Annotated in this window: 19 protein-coding genes and 1 tRNA gene; 13 read left to right on the forward strand and 7 right to left on the reverse strand. The window is 34.9% G+C overall.

The genetic code is table 11. From position 1 onward, the window contains the following. A complete protein-coding gene (locus LQ675_RS14285) occupies nucleotides 1-315 on the forward strand; it encodes a DMT family transporter (protein ID WP_037589390.1) in 315 nt (104 codons plus the stop codon). A gap of 12 nt (nucleotides 316-327) precedes the next feature. On the opposite strand, the gene LQ675_RS14290 is transcribed toward LQ675_RS14285, so the two are convergent. Continuing rightward, nucleotides 328-780, reverse strand: a complete 453-nt coding sequence (locus LQ675_RS14290) for a GNAT family N-acetyltransferase (RefSeq protein WP_048540280.1) — start codon at nucleotides 778-780, stop codon at nucleotides 328-330. Nucleotides 781-865: 85 nt separating this feature from the next. On the opposite strand from LQ675_RS14290, the gene LQ675_RS14295 reads away from it, so the two are divergent. The 3 genes from LQ675_RS14295 (at nucleotide 866) to LQ675_RS14305 (ending at nucleotide 4291) form a co-directional block, all read left to right on the forward strand. Next, complete coding sequence (locus LQ675_RS14295; RefSeq protein ID WP_239728263.1) at nucleotides 866-1762, forward strand: TIGR01777 family oxidoreductase; 897 nt, start codon at nucleotides 866-868, stop codon at nucleotides 1760-1762. A 136-nt stretch (nucleotides 1763-1898) separates the two neighbouring features. Further along, entirely contained in the window at nucleotides 1899-3104 is a 1206-nt protein-coding gene (gene rocD / locus LQ675_RS14300) for an ornithine--oxo-acid transaminase (RefSeq protein ID WP_239728265.1), read from the forward strand. A gap of 116 nt (nucleotides 3105-3220) precedes the next feature. After that, a complete protein-coding gene (locus tag LQ675_RS14305; RefSeq protein ID WP_048540286.1) occupies nucleotides 3221-4291 on the forward strand; it encodes an NAD/NADP octopine/nopaline dehydrogenase family protein in 1071 nt (356 codons plus the stop codon). Nucleotides 4292-4334: 43 nt separating this feature from the next. On the opposite strand, the gene LQ675_RS14310 is transcribed toward LQ675_RS14305, so the two are convergent. After that, entirely contained in the window at nucleotides 4335-5495 is a 1161-nt protein-coding gene (locus tag LQ675_RS14310; protein WP_107602200.1) for an MFS transporter, read from the reverse strand. A 128-nt stretch (nucleotides 5496-5623) separates the two neighbouring features. Between LQ675_RS14310 and LQ675_RS14315 the strand changes: the two genes are divergently transcribed. Next, nucleotides 5624-6382 (forward strand): nucleotidyltransferase domain-containing protein, encoded by a 759-nt coding sequence (locus tag LQ675_RS14315; protein ID WP_048540289.1) that lies wholly within the window; start codon nucleotides 5624-5626, stop codon nucleotides 6380-6382. A gap of 122 nt (nucleotides 6383-6504) precedes the next feature. Further along, nucleotides 6505-7434: a VOC family protein gene (locus LQ675_RS14320; protein WP_048540291.1), complete on the forward strand. Its 930-nt coding sequence runs from the start codon at nucleotides 6505-6507 to the stop codon at nucleotides 7432-7434. Nucleotides 7435-7540: 106 nt separating this feature from the next. On the opposite strand, the gene LQ675_RS14325 is transcribed toward LQ675_RS14320, so the two are convergent. The 4 genes from LQ675_RS14325 to gltC form a co-directional block, all read right to left on the reverse strand. Then, nucleotides 7541-8299 (reverse strand): YibE/F family protein, encoded by a 759-nt coding sequence (locus tag LQ675_RS14325; RefSeq protein WP_048540293.1) that lies wholly within the window; start codon nucleotides 8297-8299, stop codon nucleotides 7541-7543. Continuing rightward, on the reverse strand, nucleotides 8299-9414 hold the full coding sequence (locus tag LQ675_RS14330; RefSeq protein ID WP_058590778.1) for a YibE/F family protein: 1116 nt from the start codon (nucleotides 9412-9414) through the stop codon (nucleotides 8299-8301). Before LQ675_RS14330 ends, LQ675_RS14325 begins: the two co-directional genes overlap by 1 nt. 69 nt (nucleotides 9415-9483) lie before the next feature. Further along, the gene (locus LQ675_RS14335; protein ID WP_048540297.1) at nucleotides 9484-10095 is read right to left on the reverse strand and encodes a DNA-3-methyladenine glycosylase; all 612 of its coding nucleotides are present in this window, start codon (nucleotides 10093-10095) and stop codon (nucleotides 9484-9486) included. Between the two features lie 16 nt (nucleotides 10096-10111). After that, the gene (gene gltC, locus LQ675_RS14340; protein ID WP_048540299.1) at nucleotides 10112-10999 is read right to left on the reverse strand and encodes a glutamate biosynthesis transcriptional regulator GltC; all 888 of its coding nucleotides are present in this window, start codon (nucleotides 10997-10999) and stop codon (nucleotides 10112-10114) included. Between the two features lie 142 nt (nucleotides 11000-11141). Here gltC and gltB point away from each other — a divergent pair, with 142 nt between their 5' ends. From gltB to LQ675_RS14370, 6 genes are all read left to right on the forward strand, one after another. Then, the gene (gltB, locus tag LQ675_RS14345) at nucleotides 11142-15635 is read left to right on the forward strand and encodes a glutamate synthase large subunit (protein ID WP_107610980.1); all 4494 of its coding nucleotides are present in this window, start codon (nucleotides 11142-11144) and stop codon (nucleotides 15633-15635) included. A 15-nt stretch (nucleotides 15636-15650) separates the two neighbouring features. After that, nucleotides 15651-17108 (forward strand): glutamate synthase subunit beta, encoded by a 1458-nt coding sequence (locus LQ675_RS14350; protein ID WP_058590782.1) that lies wholly within the window; start codon nucleotides 15651-15653, stop codon nucleotides 17106-17108. A gap of 60 nt (nucleotides 17109-17168) precedes the next feature. Beyond that, a tRNA-Ser gene (locus LQ675_RS14355) sits at nucleotides 17169-17261 on the forward strand. Nucleotides 17262-17862: 601 nt separating this feature from the next. Then, nucleotides 17863-18786, forward strand: coding sequence for a S66 peptidase family protein (locus tag LQ675_RS14360; protein WP_075578199.1), 924 nt, complete (start codon nucleotides 17863-17865; stop codon nucleotides 18784-18786). A 12-nt stretch (nucleotides 18787-18798) separates the two neighbouring features. Further along, nucleotides 18799-19899 (forward strand): dipeptide epimerase, encoded by a 1101-nt coding sequence (locus LQ675_RS14365; RefSeq protein ID WP_048540306.1) that lies wholly within the window; start codon nucleotides 18799-18801, stop codon nucleotides 19897-19899. Further along, a complete protein-coding gene (locus tag LQ675_RS14370; RefSeq protein WP_075578198.1) occupies nucleotides 19896-20804 on the forward strand; it encodes a C40 family peptidase in 909 nt (302 codons plus the stop codon). Before LQ675_RS14365 ends, LQ675_RS14370 begins: the two co-directional genes overlap by 4 nt. Here the strand turns inward: LQ675_RS14370 and LQ675_RS14375 are convergent. Further along, the gene (locus LQ675_RS14375; protein WP_048540310.1) at nucleotides 20793-21539 is read right to left on the reverse strand and encodes a serine hydrolase; all 747 of its coding nucleotides are present in this window, start codon (nucleotides 21537-21539) and stop codon (nucleotides 20793-20795) included. The two genes, LQ675_RS14370 and LQ675_RS14375, sit on opposite strands and share 12 nt — an antisense overlap. Before the next feature lie 119 nt (nucleotides 21540-21658). Between LQ675_RS14375 and treP the strand changes: the two genes are divergently transcribed. Continuing rightward, entirely contained in the window at nucleotides 21659-23095 is a 1437-nt protein-coding gene (gene treP, locus LQ675_RS14380) for a PTS system trehalose-specific EIIBC component (protein ID WP_048540312.1), read from the forward strand. Nucleotides 23096-23106 lie beyond the last annotated feature (11 nt).

A 23106-nucleotide genomic window follows, 5' to 3' on the forward strand; every position in this document is an offset into this window, starting at 1 on the left:
ATGGCATGGATTGTATTGATTTTGGCAGGTTTATTTGAAATGTTAGGCGTATTATTTATGAACATTTATGCAAAACGTAATAATATCCCATCGTTATTAGGACTAGGGTTATTCTTTGTATTAAGCTTTATTTGTTTATCCATCGCAATGAATACAATACCTATGAGCACGAGCTATGCAATATGGACTGGTATCGGTGCTGTCGGCGGTGCGTTATTAGGTATTATATTCTATGGGGAGTCTAAAGAATTTAAACGTATATTATTTATCGGCATTATTCTAGCAAGCACGATAGGTTTGAAGTTAATCAGTTAACTATTTAATAGCTTATAAATCATAATTGATTTCCATCCATTCGTTGACTTCTTTGAAACCAAGCTTTTTGTACACTGGTTTACCTAGAGTAGAAGCGGCGAGGAAGATTTTTTTGATATTTCTTGATTCGACATCTTGAATGAGTTCAGTAATGATTTTTTGGGCGATGCCTTGTCCTCTAAAATCTGGGTGTGTATAAATATTAGTAACGTATGCTCTTTCACCTGAAGGGTTTGTGAACGATGGTGGAAATGGGTAATAGATAATCGCACCACTTGCGATAATTTTATCATCAACAATGGCTAATAATTGATAAAGCGATTTGTTCGTTAACATGTCCGTGAAAAATTGTTCTAGTTCAACATCTATATTAGGTGTTGGGTTAGAACCTTCATCAATTAATTGCGCTTTGCGTAATTCGACTAATTCACTTAAATCTGAAATGGTTGCTTGTCTAATAAACATATTTAACCTCCTTAATATCTATATAAATGGGTATATATTATTATAGATGATTTTATACAACAACTTAAATTAAAGTGGGGATAAAATGAAAAAAATATTAATGACAGGTGGAACAGGTCTAGTTGGATCAGCTTTAGTTGCACATTACTTAAATACAGATAGTGAAATTTATATATTAACAAGAAGTGATAGAACGTCAGGTGAACCGTTTGTGCATTATATTAATTGGTCTGAAGATGGTTGGGAAGAGTATTTACCTCAAATTGATATCGTGATAAACCTGGCTGGTGCTAGTCTCAACAACCGTTGGACGCCAGAGCATAAAGAAGCCATTATGAAGAGTCGTATTGAATCGACTAAACGGTTATATAATTATTTTGAAAAGCAAAATTATGTGCCAAAAGTATTGTTTAATGCAAGCGCAGTTGGATACTACCCGCCGTCTAAAATGGTATCTTACGATGAGTATGATCAGTTTCTATCACATGACTTTCTATCGACGGTTGTAGAAAGATGGGAGCAAACAGCATGGCTATTTGATAAATTAGGAACGAGAGTCGTTATAGGTCGATTTGGTGTTATATTATCCAGTGAGGGTGGTGCGCTACCTACAATGGTTAAACCGTATCAATTCTTTGTTGGCGGCCCACTTGGTTCAGGTAAACAATGGATGAGTTGGATTCACATTGATGATTTAGTAAAAGGCATCACTACGCTCATTCAAAATGAACAATTTCAAGGTGTTTATAACTTATGTAGTCCTCATCCAGTCCAACAAAATGAGCTCGGCGAATCAATTGGAAAAGCGATTCAAAGACCACATTTATTACCAGTACCAAAATTTGCATTGCGCTTGTTATTAGGAGAGCAGTCTACCGTTATTCTAGATGTTCAAAAAGTATTCCCTAAAAAGTTGCAAGAACAGAATTTTGAATTTGATTATCCATATATAGATGATGCCATTAGTCATTTATTAAAATAAATATTAATTATAGAAGTGGCTGGGACATAATGTAGTGTCTCAGTCACTTTTTTCTTTTGACTTATATACAAAACAAATGTATGATAATGAATATTAATACGAATTATAGTATATTTATTATAAAGGTGGGTACTCAATGAATCAGTTTATCGCATTAACAGAAAAGTATAGCCCGAATAATTATAGTCCATTAGATATTGTTTTGACTGAAGGCAAAGGTGCACATGTCAAAGATTCAGATGGCAATACATATATTGATTGTGTTTCTGGATTTTCAGTTCTAAACCAAGGGCATGGTCATCCTAAAATTATTCAAGCATTTTTAGATCAAAGTCAAAAGATTACAATGACTTCTAGAGCTTTGTATAGTGATAATTTAGGCACTTGGGAAGAGAAGCTTTGTAAGTTAGCCAATAAAAATAAAGTTTTACCTATGAACACTGGAACAGAAGCGGTAGAGACTGCCATCAAAGTAGCAACGAAATGGGGTCAAGATATCAAAAGTATCAATGCACTTGATGCTGAAATTATTGCGATGGAAGGTAATTTTCATGGTCGAACAATTGGTTCGCTGTCCTTATCATCAAACGATAGTTATAAAGAAGGCTTTGGTGTACTAGCAGGTAATATTAAATACAGTGAATTTGGCAATGCTGAAGAAATTGCTACTCTTATCACGCCAAATACAACAGCAATCATCTTAGAACCTATTCAAGGAGAAGGTGGCGTTCATATCCCACCTAAAAATTTCATTAAAGAAGTTAAAGCTTTGTGTGAACAACATCAGATTCTCTTGATTGCAGATGAAATTCAAGTAGGATTAGGTAGAACAGGTAAGATGTTTGCGATGGAATGGGAAGGCGTTGAACCTGATATTTATTTATTAGGAAAAGCTTTAGGTGGCGGTCTTTATCCTATTTCTGCGGTCGTAGCGAACGATGATGTCATGCAAGTATTAACGCCAGGTACACATGGTTCAACATTTGGCGGAAATCCATTAGCATGTGCTGTTTCAATTGTAGCTTTGGATGTACTTATAGATGAGTCGCTTCCTGAACGTTCGCAACAACTTGGTGAAAAATTATTAAATGGTTTGAAAAAAATAGATAGTCCAATTATAAAAGAAGTGAGAGGACGTGGGTTGTTTATCGGTATTGAACTTAATGAGCAAGCACAATCAATCGTATCAAGTATTAATGAACAAGGTGTCTTATGTAAAGAAACACAAGGCAATATTATACGTTTAGCTCCACCACTCGTTATTGAAGAACAAGACATTGATACTATTGTTAATGTCATTACACAAACAATAGAAGAAAAGTCAAAACAATATCAATCATAGATTTTTTATAAAAAGTGAGTAAGGCATAAATCAATGTCTTACTCACTTTTCTTTTATGTTAAAATTTCCTGGGTATATATTTATATATACTAATTTTTATTGAAGGGAAGGATAATATGAAAATAGCAATAGTAGGTTCAGGTAATGGTGCCGTAACCGCTGCTCTAGACATGATATCTAAAGGACATGAAGTAAAATTATATTGTCGTAATCAATCTATTCATAAATTTGATAAAGCTTTTGAACGAGGTGGCTTTGATTTTATAAATGAAGGTGAAAAGACATTTGTTAAGTTTACTGACATAAGTGATGATATGTCGTATGTATTAAAAGATGCAGAAGTGATACAAATGATTATCCCTTCATCATTCATCGAACATTATGCGAAAACGATGGCGCCTCTTATCAATAATGATCAACTGATCTTATTCAATATCGCAGCAGCTATGGGATCTATTAGGTTTATCAATGTGTTAGAGAAAAAACATATTGAAACAATGCCAAAGTTTGCTGAATTGAATACATTAACGTACGGGACACGTGTAGATTATGATAAAGCAGAAGTGAATTTATCTCTTAACGTTCAGAAAGTACACTTCTCAACATATGATAAAAGCTATTTAACAGAAAGCTTTAAAATGATTAAAGAACTATATCCGTATATCGTCAAAGAAGAAAGTCTTTGGAAGACAAACTTAGAAAACGGGAATCCAGAAGTCCATCCAGGTCCAACATTATTAAACGTAGGCAGAATAGACTATGCAGATGAATTTGCCTTATATAAAGAAGGTATTACACCTCATACTGTGAAGTTATTGCATGCAGTCGAATTAGAAAGATTGTCACTAGGTAGAAAATTAGGTTTCGAGCTTAATACAGCAAAAGGTGCACGAATAGAACGCGGTTATCTATCTAATGATGATGAAGACGAACCACTCAATAAATTATTCAATACAAGTCCAGTATTTTCACAAATCAACGGACCAAACGAAGTAGAAAATAGATATTTAACAGAAGATATCGCATATGGTTTAGTACTATGGTCAAGCTTAGGAAAAGTAATCGGCGTACCAACACCAAACATAGATGCCATTATCATAATCGCTTCAACAATATTAGAGCGAGATTTCTATACAGAAGGTTTAACAGTCGAATCATTAGGATTAGAGAAATTAGGATTGGAATAGAAAACGCTTAGCTCATCTGCGAGCTAAGCGTTTTTTCAATTTATTAAGCGATATTTTTAAATAATGATCTACTAATTATTGCGGCTATTACTGTTAATAAGAGTGTTAAGATGCCGATACCTATCCATGCGTATTGTACGAATACATAACCGCCGAATATTGTTAATAAACTTGATCCTACATAATAACCTAATAAATATAAAGTTGAGGCGTGTGATTTGCTTGATTCGGTTAATGTGGCGATATAACTGCTTTGAATGGAATGTGCGCCAAAGAATCCGAATGTCATTGCGGCGAGTCCTAATATATCAATTGGTAAGTATGTTATGAATGTAAGGATAATACCTACAATCATAATTGTTATGGCGATTGCATATGCTTTTTTTATTCCAAGTTTATAACTGAGTTTCCCAAAGTTAATGGAGCTATACGTACCTATTAAATATAAAATAAATATAAAGGCAATTGTAGACTCACTAAGTGAGAATGGTGGGTGTTCGAAACGTACCGTTATATAACTGTATATTGTGACAAAGGTACCCATTAATAAGAATGCTAGTGACATCGTTTTTAAAACGGCTGGGTTCTTTAACAGCTTTCCGTATTTAATGAAATGTTGTTTCGGTGATACCCATTGTGGTGTGTGAACTGTTGAAGTTGGTAATAAAATAACCATTAATATTGCGAGTATTAAATTAAGAATGCTGAGCGACGCGATCGCAACTTGCCAATTCGCGATGTCTGTTAGAATACCAACAACTACACGGCCAGACATACCTCCAAAGGTCGTTCCTGCTACATATAAACCCATTACTTTACTGACTCTATCTTTATGTACTTCATCAGCTATATACGCCATTGCGATAGAAGGCACACCACTTAAAGCTAATCCCATCAGACCACGAATGACGAGAAATAAATGAAAGTTCGTTACGAATACACTGATGATAGATAATACACTTACAAGTAATACAGAAATAGACATCATACGTTTCTTCTCAATATTATTGAGCATAGGCACTAAAATTAAACCAATACCAAGCATAAAAGTAGAAACGGATAAAGTTAAACTGATATCAGATAGCGACACGTTAAAATATTGACTAAGCCCATTAAATATCGGTTGCGTAACATAAAGGCTAGAAAAAATGATGAATCCTGCTAATAATAATGAAATAGATCTCTTTTTCTGTTCACTTGTCATATTGTATCTCTCCCTACAACAATAATCATAACGCTAAAAAAATCATTTTTCGAAAAATATGCATATATTATTCAATTGTAATTGTGATATATTATAATAATCTGAATTTTTAAGTAAGGAGTGGGAATATGAGATACGAAATAGCTTTAGAGAAAATTGTACCTGCTTTGAAAAAAGTAAATGGAGTTTTATCAATATTTTTAAAAGGGTCTATTGCTAGAGGGGAGAATGATGCATATTCTGATTTAGATATTTATGTCATGTTAGAACGTGATGTACAAGTTGAAGAAGTATATGACAGTATTGTAGATGCACTAGAGCAATATCAATCGCTGTTATTTAAAGAAGTTGTCGAAATTATATGCCCTCAAATCGTTGGTGTATTTGAAGATATGTTACATATAGATTGTTATATTGTTCATGAACATGATTATCCTCAAACAGATGATATAAAAGTGATGTATGACCCTAATGATAAATTGAAGGAATATGATAAAAAAGATTTAAGTATAACTGAAGAGGTATTTATAGATTCAGCATTAGATAGTTGTTGGTTTATCTTTCAATATGATCATATAGTTGGAAGAGGACAATATTTATGGACGACTCAAATGATAGATAACGCACTTAATCATGCAATTAAAGTATTGTTATATAAATATTATCCTGAGAAGGCAGTTCTAGGTAAAAAAGCTGCTCATCATCTGCCTGCTGATATTTATTCAAAGTTAAATCATATAAATGATTGTAATAATTCTATAAAGCATAGAGAAGCGGTTGCTCAATATATGAATCTTTACCAAGACTATATTAAAGACATAGTTGAGGAATATTGGGTTGAAGGATTCGAAAAAATATACGACTATTTATATAAAAAATATGCATAACTAGACACCAGTCATAGTGACGTCACTATGACTGGTGTCTATATATTTACATGTGAGTATAATTTTTGTAATGATGAAACTGATGCGCGTATAATGTAGTTAAATTAATGGGAGGTACGATTATGATAGAAATTTTAGGGCACCACCATATTTCGATGCTTACGAAAGATGCTAAGTTAAATAAAGATTTTTATGTGGAAAAATTAGGACTACGTTTATATTTAAAAACAGTGAATCAAGATGACCCTTCTATGTATCATTTGTTCTATGGTGATGAGGTCGGTTCGCCTGGTACTTCTTTAACATTTTTCGAACTTAAACCGATGGGACAAACTTATAAAGGTACGAACTCAATTTCAAGAATTGGATTGTTAGTACCAAGTGAAGAAAGCTTGAATTATTGGAAAGATCGTTTTGAAAAGCTTGATGTTGATCATGACGCTATTGGTATTTATAACGGTATGACGGCTTTGCATTTTAGAGATCATGAAGGATTGGAAATGGTGTTATTACCTAATGGTGAACGTAAAGTGCCGCAAAGTTGGCGTCATAACAGATACACAGATGTACCAGAAGAACATCAAATTATGGGTATGGGCCCTGTAGAATTTAAAATTGATGATGTTTCAGAAATGAAAAATTTCCTGGAAAATGATTTGCATTTTGAGTTAGTAGATTCTGAAAGTGAGTTATTATATACGATTGATTTTGAAGGATTGTATAGCGATATTATATTGAAAGAAGTAGAAGGTGAAAGAGAAAGGCCTGGTAAAGGAAGTATTCACCATCTTGCATTATCCGTAGCAGACGAAGAAGAATTAAATAAAGTGAAAGAATTATTAGATGAAAAAGGCGTTGTACATTCTGGAATAGTAGATAGAGATTTCTTTAAAAGCTTATATTATAGACATTCACATATATTAATCGAATTTGCGACAGAAGGACCAGGTATGCCATATGATGATGTGTCACAACTTGGACAACAGCTGGATTTACCAGGATTTTTAGAATCAAGAAGAGCAGAAATTGAAAGTAATTTAGAACCTATTTAATAGAAGAATGTAGTGTTTCTAATGATCAAGACTGAAAAACAAGATCGTTAGCCCTTCATATATACAAACAAAAGCACCTTTTGACCGAGTCAAAAGGTGCTTTCTTCTATATTTTATGTTGTTGTTTCTTTATTAATCTCACTGTGATAAATGAGGTGATTGGTATAGCGATACTTACAGCGATGCCACCTAATAATATGGTTATGATTTCTGCTGCAAATATTTTAGCATTGATTATTTCGCCAAAGGTGTAATTTAATTTACCAAACCAGAAAAATAACGTGATTTGTCCGCCTATATAGGCGAAATAAATTGTATTGGTTGTTGTTGATAGGATGTCTCTTCCTATTGTTAAGCCAGACTTGAAAAGTTGTTGCAATGATATTTTTGGATGTGCTTCATATAGTTCGTACATTGGAGAACTAATGGATATTGTTAAATCAATCACTGCTGCGATTACGGCTAATACGACTGTAAATACCATGAGCTCAGCATAGTTTATACCTACATTCATTGAAAATATATACGTTTCATCTTGTTCTTCTTCAGTGAATCCTTGCAACATTGAAATATCTACAATGAAATAGATTAATCCTATTAAGATAAGCGTAGATATAATGGTCGCGAAAAAGGCAGCAACTGTCTTAGTATTATATGCATTAATATAGAACAAGTTAATACACGTAATAATTAAACAGAAGATGATTAATACGATGAATATAGGCGCTTTATAAATGATGAGTAATAACGCAATAAACAACGTCAGCAAGTTTAAAAATAACGTTACGAACGATCTAAATCCTTTCTTTCCACCAACGATGATCATAAGAATGAGTAATATACTGGCTAAAATAAATGTCGTCATTATTTAGCCTCCTCTCGTTGCATGAACATCATTGCAACAAATATTGTGATAGGTATCGTAATCACAATACCAATACCACCCATGAGTGCTCTTGTAATTTCTAATGACCAATTCATGGATAAGGTGTACGTGATTGTATTGCTATTTTTAAAGTAAAGAATAATCATCGGAATGCTACCAGATAAATAAGCAAAGAATAAGATGTTCGTCATTGTGCCCATAATATCTTTACCAATGTTTGTGCCAGATTGACGCAATTGTTTCAATGAAATTTCGGGGTGTTGTGCCTTAATCTCATATAAGGAACTTGTTAACGTAATTGCAACATCCATAACGGCACCAAGCGAACCTATCAGCACAGACGCAAGAAATATTTGTGTCGGCTGAATCGTTAAGAAACTCATCGTTTCATATTTAACGCCGTCACCATTCGTAAACATCATGACAAGTTGAGCGATACCGATACTTAAAAATGTACCGAATAAAGTTGAAATAATCGCAACAAAAGTTCTCCGCTTAAAGCCACTTACGAGCAGTAAGGATACGATTGTTGAGAATATAACTGTTGCTGTCATTAATATAAAGAAGTGATGATTATTATGTTTCATGAAATAATCAATCATTAATAGTAGAACTGTGACATTAATAATGAGTGAAATAATGGAATATAGTCCTGATTTTCTACCGACGATAAGTAAAGTTAATAAGAACAAACCAGTCATTAACGTGACAGCACCATCTCGTTTTAAACCTTTTATAATAGCAGTGTCTTCTTTACCTTTATAGGATAAGAGGACTTGGTCGTTTACATGGTATTTCTCAGAGTCCGTTAAAGAATCCGTGTATTTATGAGAAACTGTAATGCGGTCTCCTTTATGCTGGCCATTCTGAATCTCTAAATGGATTTGTTCTTTATGTAACGTATCTTTATTTTTATTTTGGTCAACCGTTGTTTGTGAAGATTGGTGTGTAATATCCGTAATTTGACCAATCGGTGTTTTGTAATATTGCGCATTATGTTGGGTGAATATATAGGTTATTACAACGCATACAATAAATATGAGTATCGCAACATTAAATGGTTTCGTTAATTGTTGTTTGATTTTTGAATTCATGTTTTGCCACCATCATTTTTCTTTGATTTGAACATACTATAGTATACGTACATAAGTGGTGTACTTCAATTATTTCCATGTTTCAGCACAAGGTAGTGAATCGCGTTTTCTAGCTTTTGAGACATACGGATGTCCTGCTACTGTGAAACGTAAAGGTTTGTCTGTCCAAATACCTTTATTTGGGATGCCGATTCTTGCTGAACGCTCAATTTGTTTAGGATATCTTCTATTTGTTGTATCAATTTTTAAGCAATTAGCATTAAGTTTAGTGCCATCTAATGTTTTAGATATTTGCATCGCTTGCGTGAATTTGCCAGGTCCATTTGTTAATTCTATACCTGTTTTGCCGTTACGGTTCAATGCCATTTGCTCAGTGCCATGTTCAGGTTCAATCGCTCTAATTAAGACACCTTGAGGTTCACCTTCAACTTGTGTAACAAAGTTAATCAGTAGTTGTTTGTGCATGGAGTGTGCATAAATCGTTCCACCCTCACAGTACAAAGATTTCACGCTTTTAGTATTTCTACCATTGAATGAATGGGCAGCTTGATCGTGTTTACCAATATAAGCTTCAGTTTCAACGATATAACCTGTATATACGATATCTTCTGTTTCGTGAATGATTTTGACGCCAAGTAAGTCGGCAGCAATTTCTTCAGTCGTTCTATTGATAAAATCCATTTTGAAAATATCCTCCTTAATGATATGTTGCTTGTCTTTGTAATAAAGAACGTGTATGTTCAATAAAAGTCTTCAATTTACTGTTTTGATTATTGTCTTGATAAACAATGTTAATGGTTCTCTTAAGTTCGGTATGTGTTAACGGGATTTTTGTAAGTTGTTCATTTTCAATACCATTACTTAAATAATCAGGCACGATGAGTACGCCTTTTTCAGATAGTAAAGTTTGTCGTAATAATGCAAAGTTTGAAATAGGGTAAGTCTTCTGTGATGCATGTTTACGTATTAAATGTGATATCTGATCAGGTAATGTGTTGAAATGGTAAATGTATTGTTGGCTCAATTGTGATAAAGGCGGTTTAGGGTTCATTGATAAATCGTTGTTGTTGTGTACGTATAAATTATATGTTTCTTCGAATAGTGTATGTTTAATAGTATGTTTATTGTTTGTTAGTTTCGGTGTGAGTTCGCATAACGCGACATCTATTTGATGAGATAATAAACCTTCTTCGATTTCTAATGGTGTCATCATCATAGGTCTAACTTCTATTTTAAAATCTCGCTCGTAAGTCTTAATAATAGCCGGTAAAGCTTGTGATACATAACTTTCTGTATAAGCGAGTTTAATAGAACGTCTATCTGAATGTTCTTGGTGTATAAATAAATCTTTCGTCTCTTCTATTAAATTTAAAATTCTATTTGTCTGTGTAAGTAACAGTTCGCCACTGTCTGTTAATTTTACATTTCTGCCTTCTCTTAAAAATAACGTCGTGTTTAATTCTTTTTCTAAATTCGCGATTTGTCTACTGACCGCAGATTGGGCGATCTCTAGTTCGAGCGCAGCCTCTGAAATATGCTCTCTCAAAGCAACTTCTCTAAAATAAATTAATTGTTTTATCTCCATATTCAACACCTCATTATTTATATTATCTAATTTTTAGATATATTTCATCTATTTTATATATTGTTAAGATAAGTCCTTGTAAAGTATGATATAGACTATCAATTATTGAAGATTCTGAAATTTATTGTTGAGGTGATGTCGAATGTCATTTAAGAAAGATAGAAGACAACTTGGCCTATATGATTCGATGGACGAGCATGATGCTTGCGGGATTGGCTTTTACGCCAATATGGACAACAAAAGGTCACATGAAATTGTACTAAAGTCAATTGAAATGCTTTGTAGGTTAGATCATAGAGGTGGAGTTGGAGCTGACGGAATTACTGGTGATGGTGCTGGTATTATGACAGAAGTCCCTCACCTCTATTTTAAACAAAAATTAAAATTAAATTTACCTGAAGAAGAACATTATGCAGTAGGTATGTTCTTCACTGATGAAAAAATAGCTGGCAGTGAACATGAAAAGAAGTTTAATGCGTACTTTGAAGAAGAAGGGTTAAAAGTTATTGGATACAGAGATGTTCCATTAGATACGTCAGTATTGGCAGAACATGTCGAAGCGACAATGCCTTGTATTCAACAAGTGTTTGTTGAAAATCATTCAAGTGAACACTTTGATCGTTCGTTATTCATTGCACGTAAACAAATTGAAAGATATGGCGATGAACAAGATTTAGATTTATACTTTGCAAGTTTATCTAGACGCACAATCGTATATAAAGGTTGGTTGCGTTCTGACCAAATTAAAGGTTTATATATTGATTTGTTAGATGAGGATTATGTTTCTAAATTTGGTTCTGTACATTCGAGATTTAGTACGAATACATTTCCAAGTTGGAAAAGAGCACATCCAAATAGATTATTAATGCATAATGGTGAAATTAATACGATTAAAGGTAATGTTAACTGGATGCGTGCAAGACAAGATAGATTAATTGAAACAATCTTTGGTGATGTGAAAGATAAGATTGGAACAGTGCTAGATGAATCAGGAAGTGACTCATCAATCGTTGATAATGCACTCGAGTTCTTAAGTTTAAGTATTCCTCCAGAACAAGCTGCAATGCTATTGATTCCTGAACCGTGGTTATATAACGAAACACAAGATCCTAAAATTAGAGCTTTCTATGAATATTACAGTTATTTAATGGAACCGTGGGACGGTCCGACAATGATTAGTTTCTGTGATGGAGATAAACTTGGCGCATTAACAGACCGTAATGGTTTAAGACCTGGTCGTTACACAATTACAGATTCAAATGAAATTATATTTTCTTCAGAAGTAGGCGTTATTGACGTTGAAGAAGAACATGTTGTTTATAAAGGGCAACTCAACCCAGGTAAACTTTTATTAGTGGATTTTAAAGAGAATAAAGTTATCGAAAATGATGAATTAAAACAACGTATCGCAAGTGAATATCCTTATGATGAGTGGGTAAGTCATAAAGCGTTAAACGTAAATGATACAGTGGCGACACCATCACATGTTGAAGAAGAAAAATTATTCCAATTACAACGTCGTTTCGGATATACAAAAGAAGAAATTAATAAATATATGTCAGAACTCGTGAGTGAAAAGAAAGATCCAATTGGTGCGATGGGCTTTGATACGCCAGTTGCCGTGTTAAGTACGAGACCAGAATCGTTGTTTAATTACTTTAAACAACATTTTGCTCAAGTAACGAATCCACCAATTGACTCATATAGAGAGAAAATCGTTACAAGTGAATTGGTTTACTTAGGTAAAGAAGGTAACTTGTTACAACCGCATCAAGATAACACGAGAAGAATTCAGTTAAATCATCCAGTATTATCGAAAGCGCAACTTGAGCAAATTCAGGATAGTGAATTTAATGTTGCGGTGATTCCGACGACTTACACAGGTTCACTTAAAGAAGCGTTAGATGACTTAGGACAAACTGTATCGAAAGCCGTTAAAAATGGTGCTGAGATTATTGTCTTAGAAGATGAGTCTGTTGAAGATTTAGAAGCGGCGTTTGCAATGCCGATATTATTAGCGGTTAGTCACATTCATCAACACTTGATTAGAACGGGTCAACGTTTAGATACAAGTATTGTGGCTTATTCTGGTGAGTGTCGTGAAGTACATCATTTAGCTACATTAATAGGTTATGGTGCCAATGCTGTTGTGCCATACTTAGCACATTATACGATTGAAGATTTAACTGCTGCGGGACGTCTTGAAGGTACAGTTGAACAGAATATTGATACGTTTAGTCAAACGTTATCAGCTGGTGTGATTAAAGTAATGGCTAAAATGGGTATTTCAACTGTTCAAAGTTATCAAGGTGCACAAATCTTTGAAGCAATTGGATTAGGTAAAGATGTTATCGATCAATACTTTACAGGTACACCGTCTAAACTTTCTGGTATATCAATTGATACGATTGATAAAGAGAATAAAGCTAGACAGTCTGAACAGATTAAATATTTAAATTCAGGTAGTACTTTCCAATGGCGTCAACAAGGTGAATATCATGCATTCAATCCTAAAACAATTCATTTATTACAACATGCATGTAGAGATAATAATTTTGAAATGTTTAAAGAGTATTCTGAAGCTGCAGATAGTGAACGTATGAGTCACTTAAGAAACTTACTTGATTTTAAATCAAATCGCGCAATTGATTTAAAAGATGTAGAATCTGCTGACCAAATTGTGAAACGCTTTAAGACAGGTGCGATGAGCTTCGGTTCTATTTCTCAAGAAGCGCATCAAACTTTAGCAGAAGCGATGAATAGAATTGGTGGACGTAGTAATAGTGGTGAAGGTGGAGAAAATCCAGAACGCTTTATTATTAAGCCGGATGGCACAAATTATATGAGTGCTATTAAACAAGTCGCATCAGGTCGCTTTGGTGTAACGAGCGATTACTTACAACACGCTAAAGAAATTCAAATTAAAGTCGCACAAGGTGCTAAACCTGGTGAAGGTGGACAATTACCTGGTACAAAAGTTTATCCTTGGGTAGCTGAAGTACGTGGTTCAACACCGGGTGTCGGATTAATTTCACCACCACCTCACCATGATATATATTCTATTGAGGACTTAGCACAATTGATTCATGACTTAAAGAATGCAAATAGAAAAGCAGACATCAGTGTTAAGCTCGTTTCTAAATCTGGTGTAGGTACAATTGCAGCAGGTGTTGCTAAAGCTTTTGCCGACAAGATTGTCATCAGTGGATATGACGGCGGTACAGGTGCATCACCTAAGACGAGTATTCAACATGCTGGGTTACCGTGGGAGATTGGTTTATCTGAAACACATCAAACGCTTATGTTAAACGGTCTTCGTTCACGTGTAACGTTAGAAACAGATGGTAAATTAATGACTGGTCGTGACGTTGCACTCGCTTGTGCGTTAGGTGCAGAAGAGTTTGCATTTGCGACAGCACCTTTAGTCGTGCTTGGCTGTATTATGATGAGAGTATGCCATAAAGATACATGCCCAGTTGGTATTGCGACTCAAAATGGCGACTTACGAAAATTATATACAGGTAAAGCAGATCACATCGTAAACTTCATGTATTTTATTGCCGAGGAAATAAGAGAAATTCTAGCTTCATTAGGCTTAAAAACAATGGACGAACTTGTAGGTAGAACGGACTTGTTATCAGTATCAAACAGATATTACTCTCACCCTAAAGCGAGAGAACTTGATTTAGAGGCACTTTTATTTGTAAATGAAGGTGAAAGATACCGCTCTATGAATCAAAATCATCACCTTGATGTTGGATTCGACTTAACGAAATTATATGAAGATGCAAAAGCATCAATTGATCATGGTGAAAAATTTGTTGGTAGTTATAACGTTCGAAATACTGAAAGAGATGTTGGTGTTATTACAGGTAGTTATATTACAGAAGTGCATGGTGAACCTGGTTTACCAGAAGATACAATAAGTGTTAAGACGTTTAAACATGCTGGACAAAGTTATGGTGCATTCACGCCTAAAGGTATGACGTTACATCATACTGGTGACGCTAACGATTACTTTGGTAAAGGTTTATCTGGAGGTAAATTGATCTTAAATGCACCTAACGAAGATAGAGAAGACAATATCATCGTCGGTAACGTTTGTTTCTACGGTGCGACAAGTGGAACATCTTATATTAACGGTAGAGCTGGGGAACGTTTCTGTGTAAGAAATAGTGGCGTTAACGTCGTTGTTGAAGGTGTTGGCGACCACGGTTTAGAATACATGACTGGTGGACGTGTCGTCATTTTAGGTGATGTAGGGCGTAACTTCGGTCAAGGTATGAGTGGTGGTGTATGTTACGCATTGCCAACAGATGTTGAAGCATTCAAAAAAGATAATGAACTTGACACTTTAGAGTTTGAAACATTAAAAGATCCAGATGAAATTGCGAATTTAAGACACATGTTAGAAGAACATGTTCGATATACAAATAGTAAAAAAGCAAAAGCAGTGCTAACGTCATTTGACACAATTGTCGACAAAGTGGTTAAAGTGATTCCGAAAGACTACAAACTCATGATGCAGAAGATTTCACTACACAAATTAGAAAACGAAGAAGATGCACTGTTAAATGCATTCTTTGATGATCGAAAATCTATTGGTGATGAAGAAGAACTGGCTTCGGTATATTAAGAAGGAGGGCATATTATGGGTGAATTTAAAGGTTTTATGAAGTATCCTAAGCAACAACTTGATGAGTTGCCGTTAAAAGATAGAATTAAAGGATATGACGCATTCCAACAACGTTTTACTAAAGAAGACGCAGCTACACAAGGTGCGCGTTGTATGGATTGCGGAACACCATTTTGTCAAACAGGCTCATCATTCGGTAGAGATACAATAGGTTGTCCAATAGGTAACTATATACCAGAATGGAATGACTTAGTGTATCGCAAAGATTATGAAGAAGCATATGCAAGATTATCAGAAACAAATAACTTTCCTGAATTTACAGGTCGTGTATGTCCTGCACCATGTGAATCTTCATGTGTCTTAGCGATTAATAATGATTCAGTCGCTATCAAAGGTATAGAACGTACAATTATAGATGAAGCGTATGATATGGGACTTGTGAAACCTAAGTTTCCAGAACATCGCTTAGAAGAAAAAGTAGCCATTATCGGTAGTGGTCCAGCAGGCTTAACAGCTGCAGAAGAATTAAATTTACTTGGCTATAATGTGACTGTATATGAGCGTAACCATCGTCCAGGTGGTTTGCTTATGTACGGCATACCAAGTATGAAATTAGATAAAGAAGTTATCGAACGTCGTGTGAAATTAATGGAAGAAGCGGGTATCGTCTTTAAAACAGATGTTAATGTGGGGAAAGACATCACGAAAGAGGAACTAGATGAACAGTATGATGCAATTATTGTTTGTACAGGCTCACAAAAAGGGCGTGACCTACCATTAGAAGGACGTATGAGCTTCGGTATACATTTTGCGATGGAATATTTAACAGAGCAAACGCAATTACAAATGGGAGAAATTGACGAACCAACTATAACAGCAAAAGGTAAAAATGTGATTGTAATCGGTGCGGGTGATACAGGTGCTGACTGCGTAGCAACAGCATTAAGAGATGACTGTAAATCAGTCGTTCAATTTAATAAATATGTAAGACTAACAGATAAAATGGAACAAAATACATCATGGCCATTACCAATGCCAATCTTCAAGTTAGACTATGCGCATAAAGAATATCGTGAAAAGTTCGGATTTGAACCAAGAGCATATGGTATTCAAACAATGCGTTATGATGTTGATGAAAATGGTAATATTCGCGGTTTATATACGCAAGTGTTAGAAGAAACTGAAGACGGAATGGTCATTGTAGAAGGTACAGAACGTCATTGGCCAGCAGATTTAGTCCTATTATCAATCGGTTTTGAAGGTACAGAACATTTAGTGCCACATTCATTCAACTTAAAGACAGAACGAAACAAAATCATAGCAAATGAAAAAGACTTCAGAACAAATCAAGATAAAGTATTTGTAGCTGGAGATGCAAGAAAAGGTCAAAGTTTAGTCGTTTGGGCAATAAAAGAAGGGCGTGCAGTTGCAAAAGCTGTAGATGAATCCTTAAAGAAAAAAATTACAATTTAAATTTTGTGATTTTTGTTGACATCAGTAATGGCATGTTATAAGATAAATAATGTCTTATTTGGAGGAATACCCAAGTCCGGCTGAAGGGATCGGTCTTGAAAACCGACAGGGGCTTAACGGCTCGCGGGGGTTCGAATCCCTCTTCCTCCGCCATTATTTTTTAAATATCCAAGACTATATATATAAAGAACACTGTCCACTTTTGTGGGCAGTGTTTTTTTGTTGCGAAAAAATATAATGGTTGGATGTATATTTGGGAGCGGAGTGGAGATTAAGTTGCAGGGTGGAATATTGCGGTGAAAATATAGTAGGTGGAAATATAGGGGCGTTGTTAGGGACATAATTCGGAGAAGTGTCTCTAAGGGGTGACGTTAGGGACAGAATTCTGAGAAGTGTCCGTAAGAGGCGTTGTTAGGGACAGAATTCTGAGAAATGTCCATAAGAGGTGCTGTTAGGGACAGAATTCTGAGAAATGTCCGTAAATGAGCGCCTATCTAATTACCAGAATTCGAAATAATAGAAGATACAGCGTTCTAACTACCAGAATTCGAAATAATGGAAGTTACAGCATTCTAATTACCAGAATTCCGAATAATGACAGTTACTCGGACCGGACTCCAAACTAACTCCAACCTCACTCGAACCTAATTCCAACCTCATATCGTCATGCGATTATGACAATTTCTTTTGTTTTCACAAAAGGATAACAACTTTGTTATAATATAAGAATATTCTGATAAAAGGTCGTGTCTTAATGAAAGCAAAGGGATTAAATAGAGGAGATGTGGTGGGGGTTGTAGCATTAGCGAGTCCGCCAAACCAAACGCATTTAAAGAACGGGTTGAAACTTTTAGAAGAGAAATATGGTATTCGGTTTAAACTAGCGAAAAATATAGACCGCGTTCATGGTCATTTAGCGGGAACGGATGATGAACGATTAGATAGTTTGCATGACATGTTAGAAGATGATGAAGTGAAAGGCATAATATGTGCTTGCGGTGGTTATGGTACACCTAGAATTGTAGAACGTATTGATTATAATCTTGTAAAAGCACATCCTAAAATTATATGGGGATATAGTGATATTACATGCTTACACAATGCTATTAGACAACAAACGGGATTGGTAACATTTCAAGGTCCTATGATCGCATCAGATATAGGAGATACTTATAATGAGATTTCTATTGGAAGCTTTGAGCAGTTATTTAATGGTGAAGCTGTGTCTTATCCTACAGATCAATTAACGTTTAAATCGTTGGTTGGTGGCCGCGTTGAAGGAGAAATTGTTGGTGGTTGTTTATCTTTACTTGTTTCAAGTCTAGGAACACCATATGAAATCGATACTAAGGGCAAAATTTTATTTATAGAAGATATTGGTGAAGTGCCTTATAAGGTAGACGGATTTTTACAACAACTCAAATCTGCTGGCAAGTTAAATGATGCTTCTGGATTTATTTTCGGGCCATTCACAGATAGCGAGCCTAAAAATCCAAAGAAATCTTTAACGATGAAAGAAGTGTTAGATGATTTTATAACGCCATTAAATAAACCGGCAGTGTATGATTTGAATATTGGACATTGCACGCCGCATTTTGCGATACCGTTTGGAACGCAAGCTACATTAGATGTGGACAATAAAGTATTAAATATAGCGTCAGGTGTAATTATAGAATAAAGGGGAAGTTATATGTTTATAACAGATATAAAATACTATAGATATGAAACGCCTTTGAAGAAACCTTTCAAAACAGCACTGAGAACAGTAGAAGTGATTGAAAGTATATATGTATTTATTGAAACGAATTATGAAGATGTTATAGGTGTTGGTGAAGCTGTACCTACATATGTTATTACGGGTGATACAAAAGGTGGTATAGAAGCTGCGATTGAAGAGGTCTTTAAGCCACTATTAATTAACCGACCATTAACGAAAGACTTACTAGATGAAATTCATCAAGTCATCGTAGGTAATACAAGTGCCAAAGCTGCAATAGATATCGCGCTTTATGACTTATTAGCTCAAGAAGCAGAATTGCCTTTATATCAATATATCAATCATAACCCGGGAAATAAATCATTAGAAACTTGTTATACCGTGAGTCTAAATGATGCTGATGAAATGGTAGAAGATGGTTTGAGATATGTAGAAGATGGCTTTAACCATTTGAAGATAAAAGTGGGGAAAGATGATGTCTCTACAGATTTAAATAGATTACAGGCATTACGTTCTACTTTACCGAGTGAGGTTATTTTAAGTGCGGATGCAAACCAAGCATGGGATGAAAAAGGTGCGCGTCATGCATTGAAACATTTTGATGAAGCAGATTTGGATATTGAGAGCATCGAACAACCTGTTGGAAGATATGAGTATAAGGTACTAGGTGAGCTATCTCAAGAATTCAAAATTCCTTTAATGGTAGATGAAGGATTGTTTAGTTTACATGATGCACAGAGACTTGTAGAAGTTGGTGCAACAAATATATGGAATATTAAACTGATGAAGACTGGTGGTATTCATCAAGCATTAAAGATACATGATATTGCTAAAGGTGAAGCGATACCTTGCATGGTTGGATGTATGATGGAAACACATGTATCTGTAACGGCGGCTTTACATTTTAGTTTAGCAGCAGAACAAGTGAACCGTGTTGATTTTGATGCACCTTTAATGGTAGTTGAGCGACAAGTTGAAGGTGGTATTACTTATGAAGGTGCTAAAGTAACCGTTTCAGAAGGGACAGGGTTAGGAATAGATCGTGAATCTTTATATAAGAAGGTGAGCTCATGATTAAATATTGCAGAGTAAATGTCGGGACAATATGGAGAAGCTTTGATAAAGCTAGAGAAATTGATAGAGACGGTATCATGTATCCAGCAGATATTCAACGTTGGTTACTTGAACTTAATTTAGAACAGAAATTATCTTTTACGGAAGATAGTAGAATAGATACGCAAATTCTTTATGGCGAAAAAGTAGAAGTAGTAGAAGAACAAGATGGTTGGAGTTACGTTATCTGTTTAGAGCAAACGTCTAAACAGAATCCAAAGGGATATCCAGGATTTATTCCGACGAGTCAATTAGGTGAGATGAAGGCGTACGATACACATCCACGCCTTCGTGTTAATGTACCTAAGACGACATTGTTTAATTTAGACTTTACAACGAAACAAATTCTGTCATTTAATACGATTTTACCTATTATTAAGAAAGATGAGCCTTTTATTGAAGTTGACACACCTGAAGGCAAAGGGCTCATTAGTGCGAATGATGTAGAATTCAGTGATGAATCTGGCGCATTCGAAATTGGTACAATGGCAGGTGTCATTGAAAATGCGAAGCGCTTTTTAGACTTGCCTTATTTATGGGGAGGGATGTCTAGTTATGGTTATGATTGTTCAGGATTATGTTTCCAAATGTACAAAAGTCAAAACTTCCACATCCCCCGAGATGCCGATGAACAATATGAAGCAATGACGGATGTTTCGATAGCATCACATGACTTTTTGCCAGGTGATTTGCTGTTCTTCAGTAAACCAGAAGATGAAGGCTTTCTATCACATGTTGGCATATATATGGGAGAAGACATGATGATTCATGCGCCTCATACACCGAAAAGTATCGAAATCATTAAGTTATCAGGTAGTTATTATCAAAAGATATTAGCTAAAGCTGCACGATTATCAAATATCTAATATAGATTGGATAATATATGACCCAAATTGGTGAGAGAAATCGATCGCCTTTTTGGGTTTATTTGTGTTGGATAAGAAACAATAATAATATAACTCGCCTTCATGTTGGATGATACCTACATCATTGACAACGTTGTCGTACTCCCCTGTCTTAGAGTAGAAATTCAGTGTATCTTCGTAAAATGATCGATAGATTGAAACTTTATCGTTTAAATGTTGGTCATTCATGATGTTCAACATCTCTTGATGATGTTTATGCTCTGCAATATAACGTAGTATATGAATCATATCTTGAGAAGATGTTGTATTCTGTTTACCTTCACTTATAGCTTCTGCATCCATCATATAACGATTTAACTGTGTTTGTTCACATTGCAATGTTTCTTGAATAAATAAGTTAATATGTTGAAGTCCGAAATGATCAATTAATGTATTAGTTGCCGTATTGTCTGAAACAACAATCATTAAGTAGATTAAATCTTGAACGCTCAGTTGATCGATATTCATATTTTTTAGAACACCACTGCCGCCAACTTTATGATTGATTTGAACGAGTGCTTTTCTATCTTCTTGAGTCGTACTTTCATAAATATAAATCATAATAGGTAATTTAATTAAACTTGCTGATTCAAATATTTTTTCGTGGTGATGGTTTGTGAAAATGATAGAATCTCCTTTTGCAAAATCGAGTGCAACATTGTCATGATCGATATATTCATGTGTTAAAAAAGACATATGAAAAACCTCCTTTACACAATCATACTACATTATTTATATAATATTAATTGTAAGCCTTTACATACTTGTATATACAAGTTATAATTCAACTAAATAAAGTTAGGGGAGTGAGTTTAATGGCTGTGAATAGAGAAGATGTAAAACAGATTATTGACGCTATTGGTGGGCAAGACAATGTAAATGCCGCAACCCACTGTGTCACACGGTTGAGACTTGTATTAAATGATGAAAGTAAAGTAAATAAAGATGCATTAGATCAAATAGATTTAGTGAAAGGGTCCTTCTCAGCAAACAACCAATTTCAAATCGTAATTGGACCGGGAACTGTTGATGAGGCGTATGAAATTTTCCAACAAGAAACAGGTGTTGAAGAAAGTTCGAAAGATGATGTGAAGAAAGCTTCTGAACAGAAGATGAATCCATTTCAACGTTTAATTAAATTGTTGGGTGATGTATTCATTCCAATCTTACCTGCAATCGTAACAGCAGGTTTACTATTAGGTTTAAACAATGTATTAACAGCAAAAGATTTATTTGGCGCTAAGCCACTTGTTGAACAATATGCATGGCTTGCAGACTTTGCAAACATTATAAACGTTATCGCAAGTACAGCATTTATCTTCTTGCCGGCTTTAATTGGTTGGTCAGCTATGCGTGTATTTGGTGGTAGCCCAATTCTAGGTTTAGTATTAGGTTTAATTTTGTTACATCCGCAACTTGCTTCTCAATATGATTTAGGTGGCGGTAAATCGAGTGAAATTCCTGTATGGCACATGTTTGGTTTAGAAATTAAGCAATTAAACTATCAAGGTCAAGTATTACCGATTTTATTCGCAACTTGGATATTATCTATTATTGAGAAATTCTTAGCTAAACGTGTACATGATTCTATCAAAATGCTTGTAGTAGGTCCTGTAGCGTTATTAATTACTGGATTTTTAGCGTTTATCGTTATCGGTCCATTAGCGTTAGAGTTAGGTACGTTAATTACGAACGGTATTAAAGCAATTTTCGAAACTGCTGGCTGGTTAGGTGGCGCAGTGTATGGATTATTCTATGCACCACTTGTTATTACAGGATTACACCATATGTTCTTAGCGGTAGATTTCCAACTCATGGGAAGTCCTTTAGGCGGCACGTACTTATGGCCAATTGTGGCAATATCTAATATTTGTCAAGGTTCAGCAGCGTTCGGCGCTTGGGTAGTATACAAACAACGTAAAATGGTTAAAGAACAAGGTTTAGCTGCTACATCTGGTATTTCAGCATTCTTAGGTGTAACTGAGCCGGCAATGTTCGGTGTCAACTTACCATTGAAATATCCGTTCTTTGCAGCAATTATTTCGTCTAGTTTACTAGGTGCATTTATTGGTGCTAATAAAGTGTTAGGTAGCGTAGGTGTAGGTGGCGTTCCTGCAATTATCTCGATTCAAAGAGAATATTGGGGTGTGTTCGGTATTGCGACATTGATTGCGATCGTGTTACCAGCTATACTAACGATTGTGCTTTCAAACTTTGCTAATGAAAAAGCTAAAGAAATGGTTCAAGAATAATATATATAAAT

Source organism: Mammaliicoccus sp. D-M19, from assembly GCF_022386695.1.
GTDB lineage: Bacteria > Bacillota > Bacilli > Staphylococcales > Staphylococcaceae > Mammaliicoccus > Mammaliicoccus sciuri.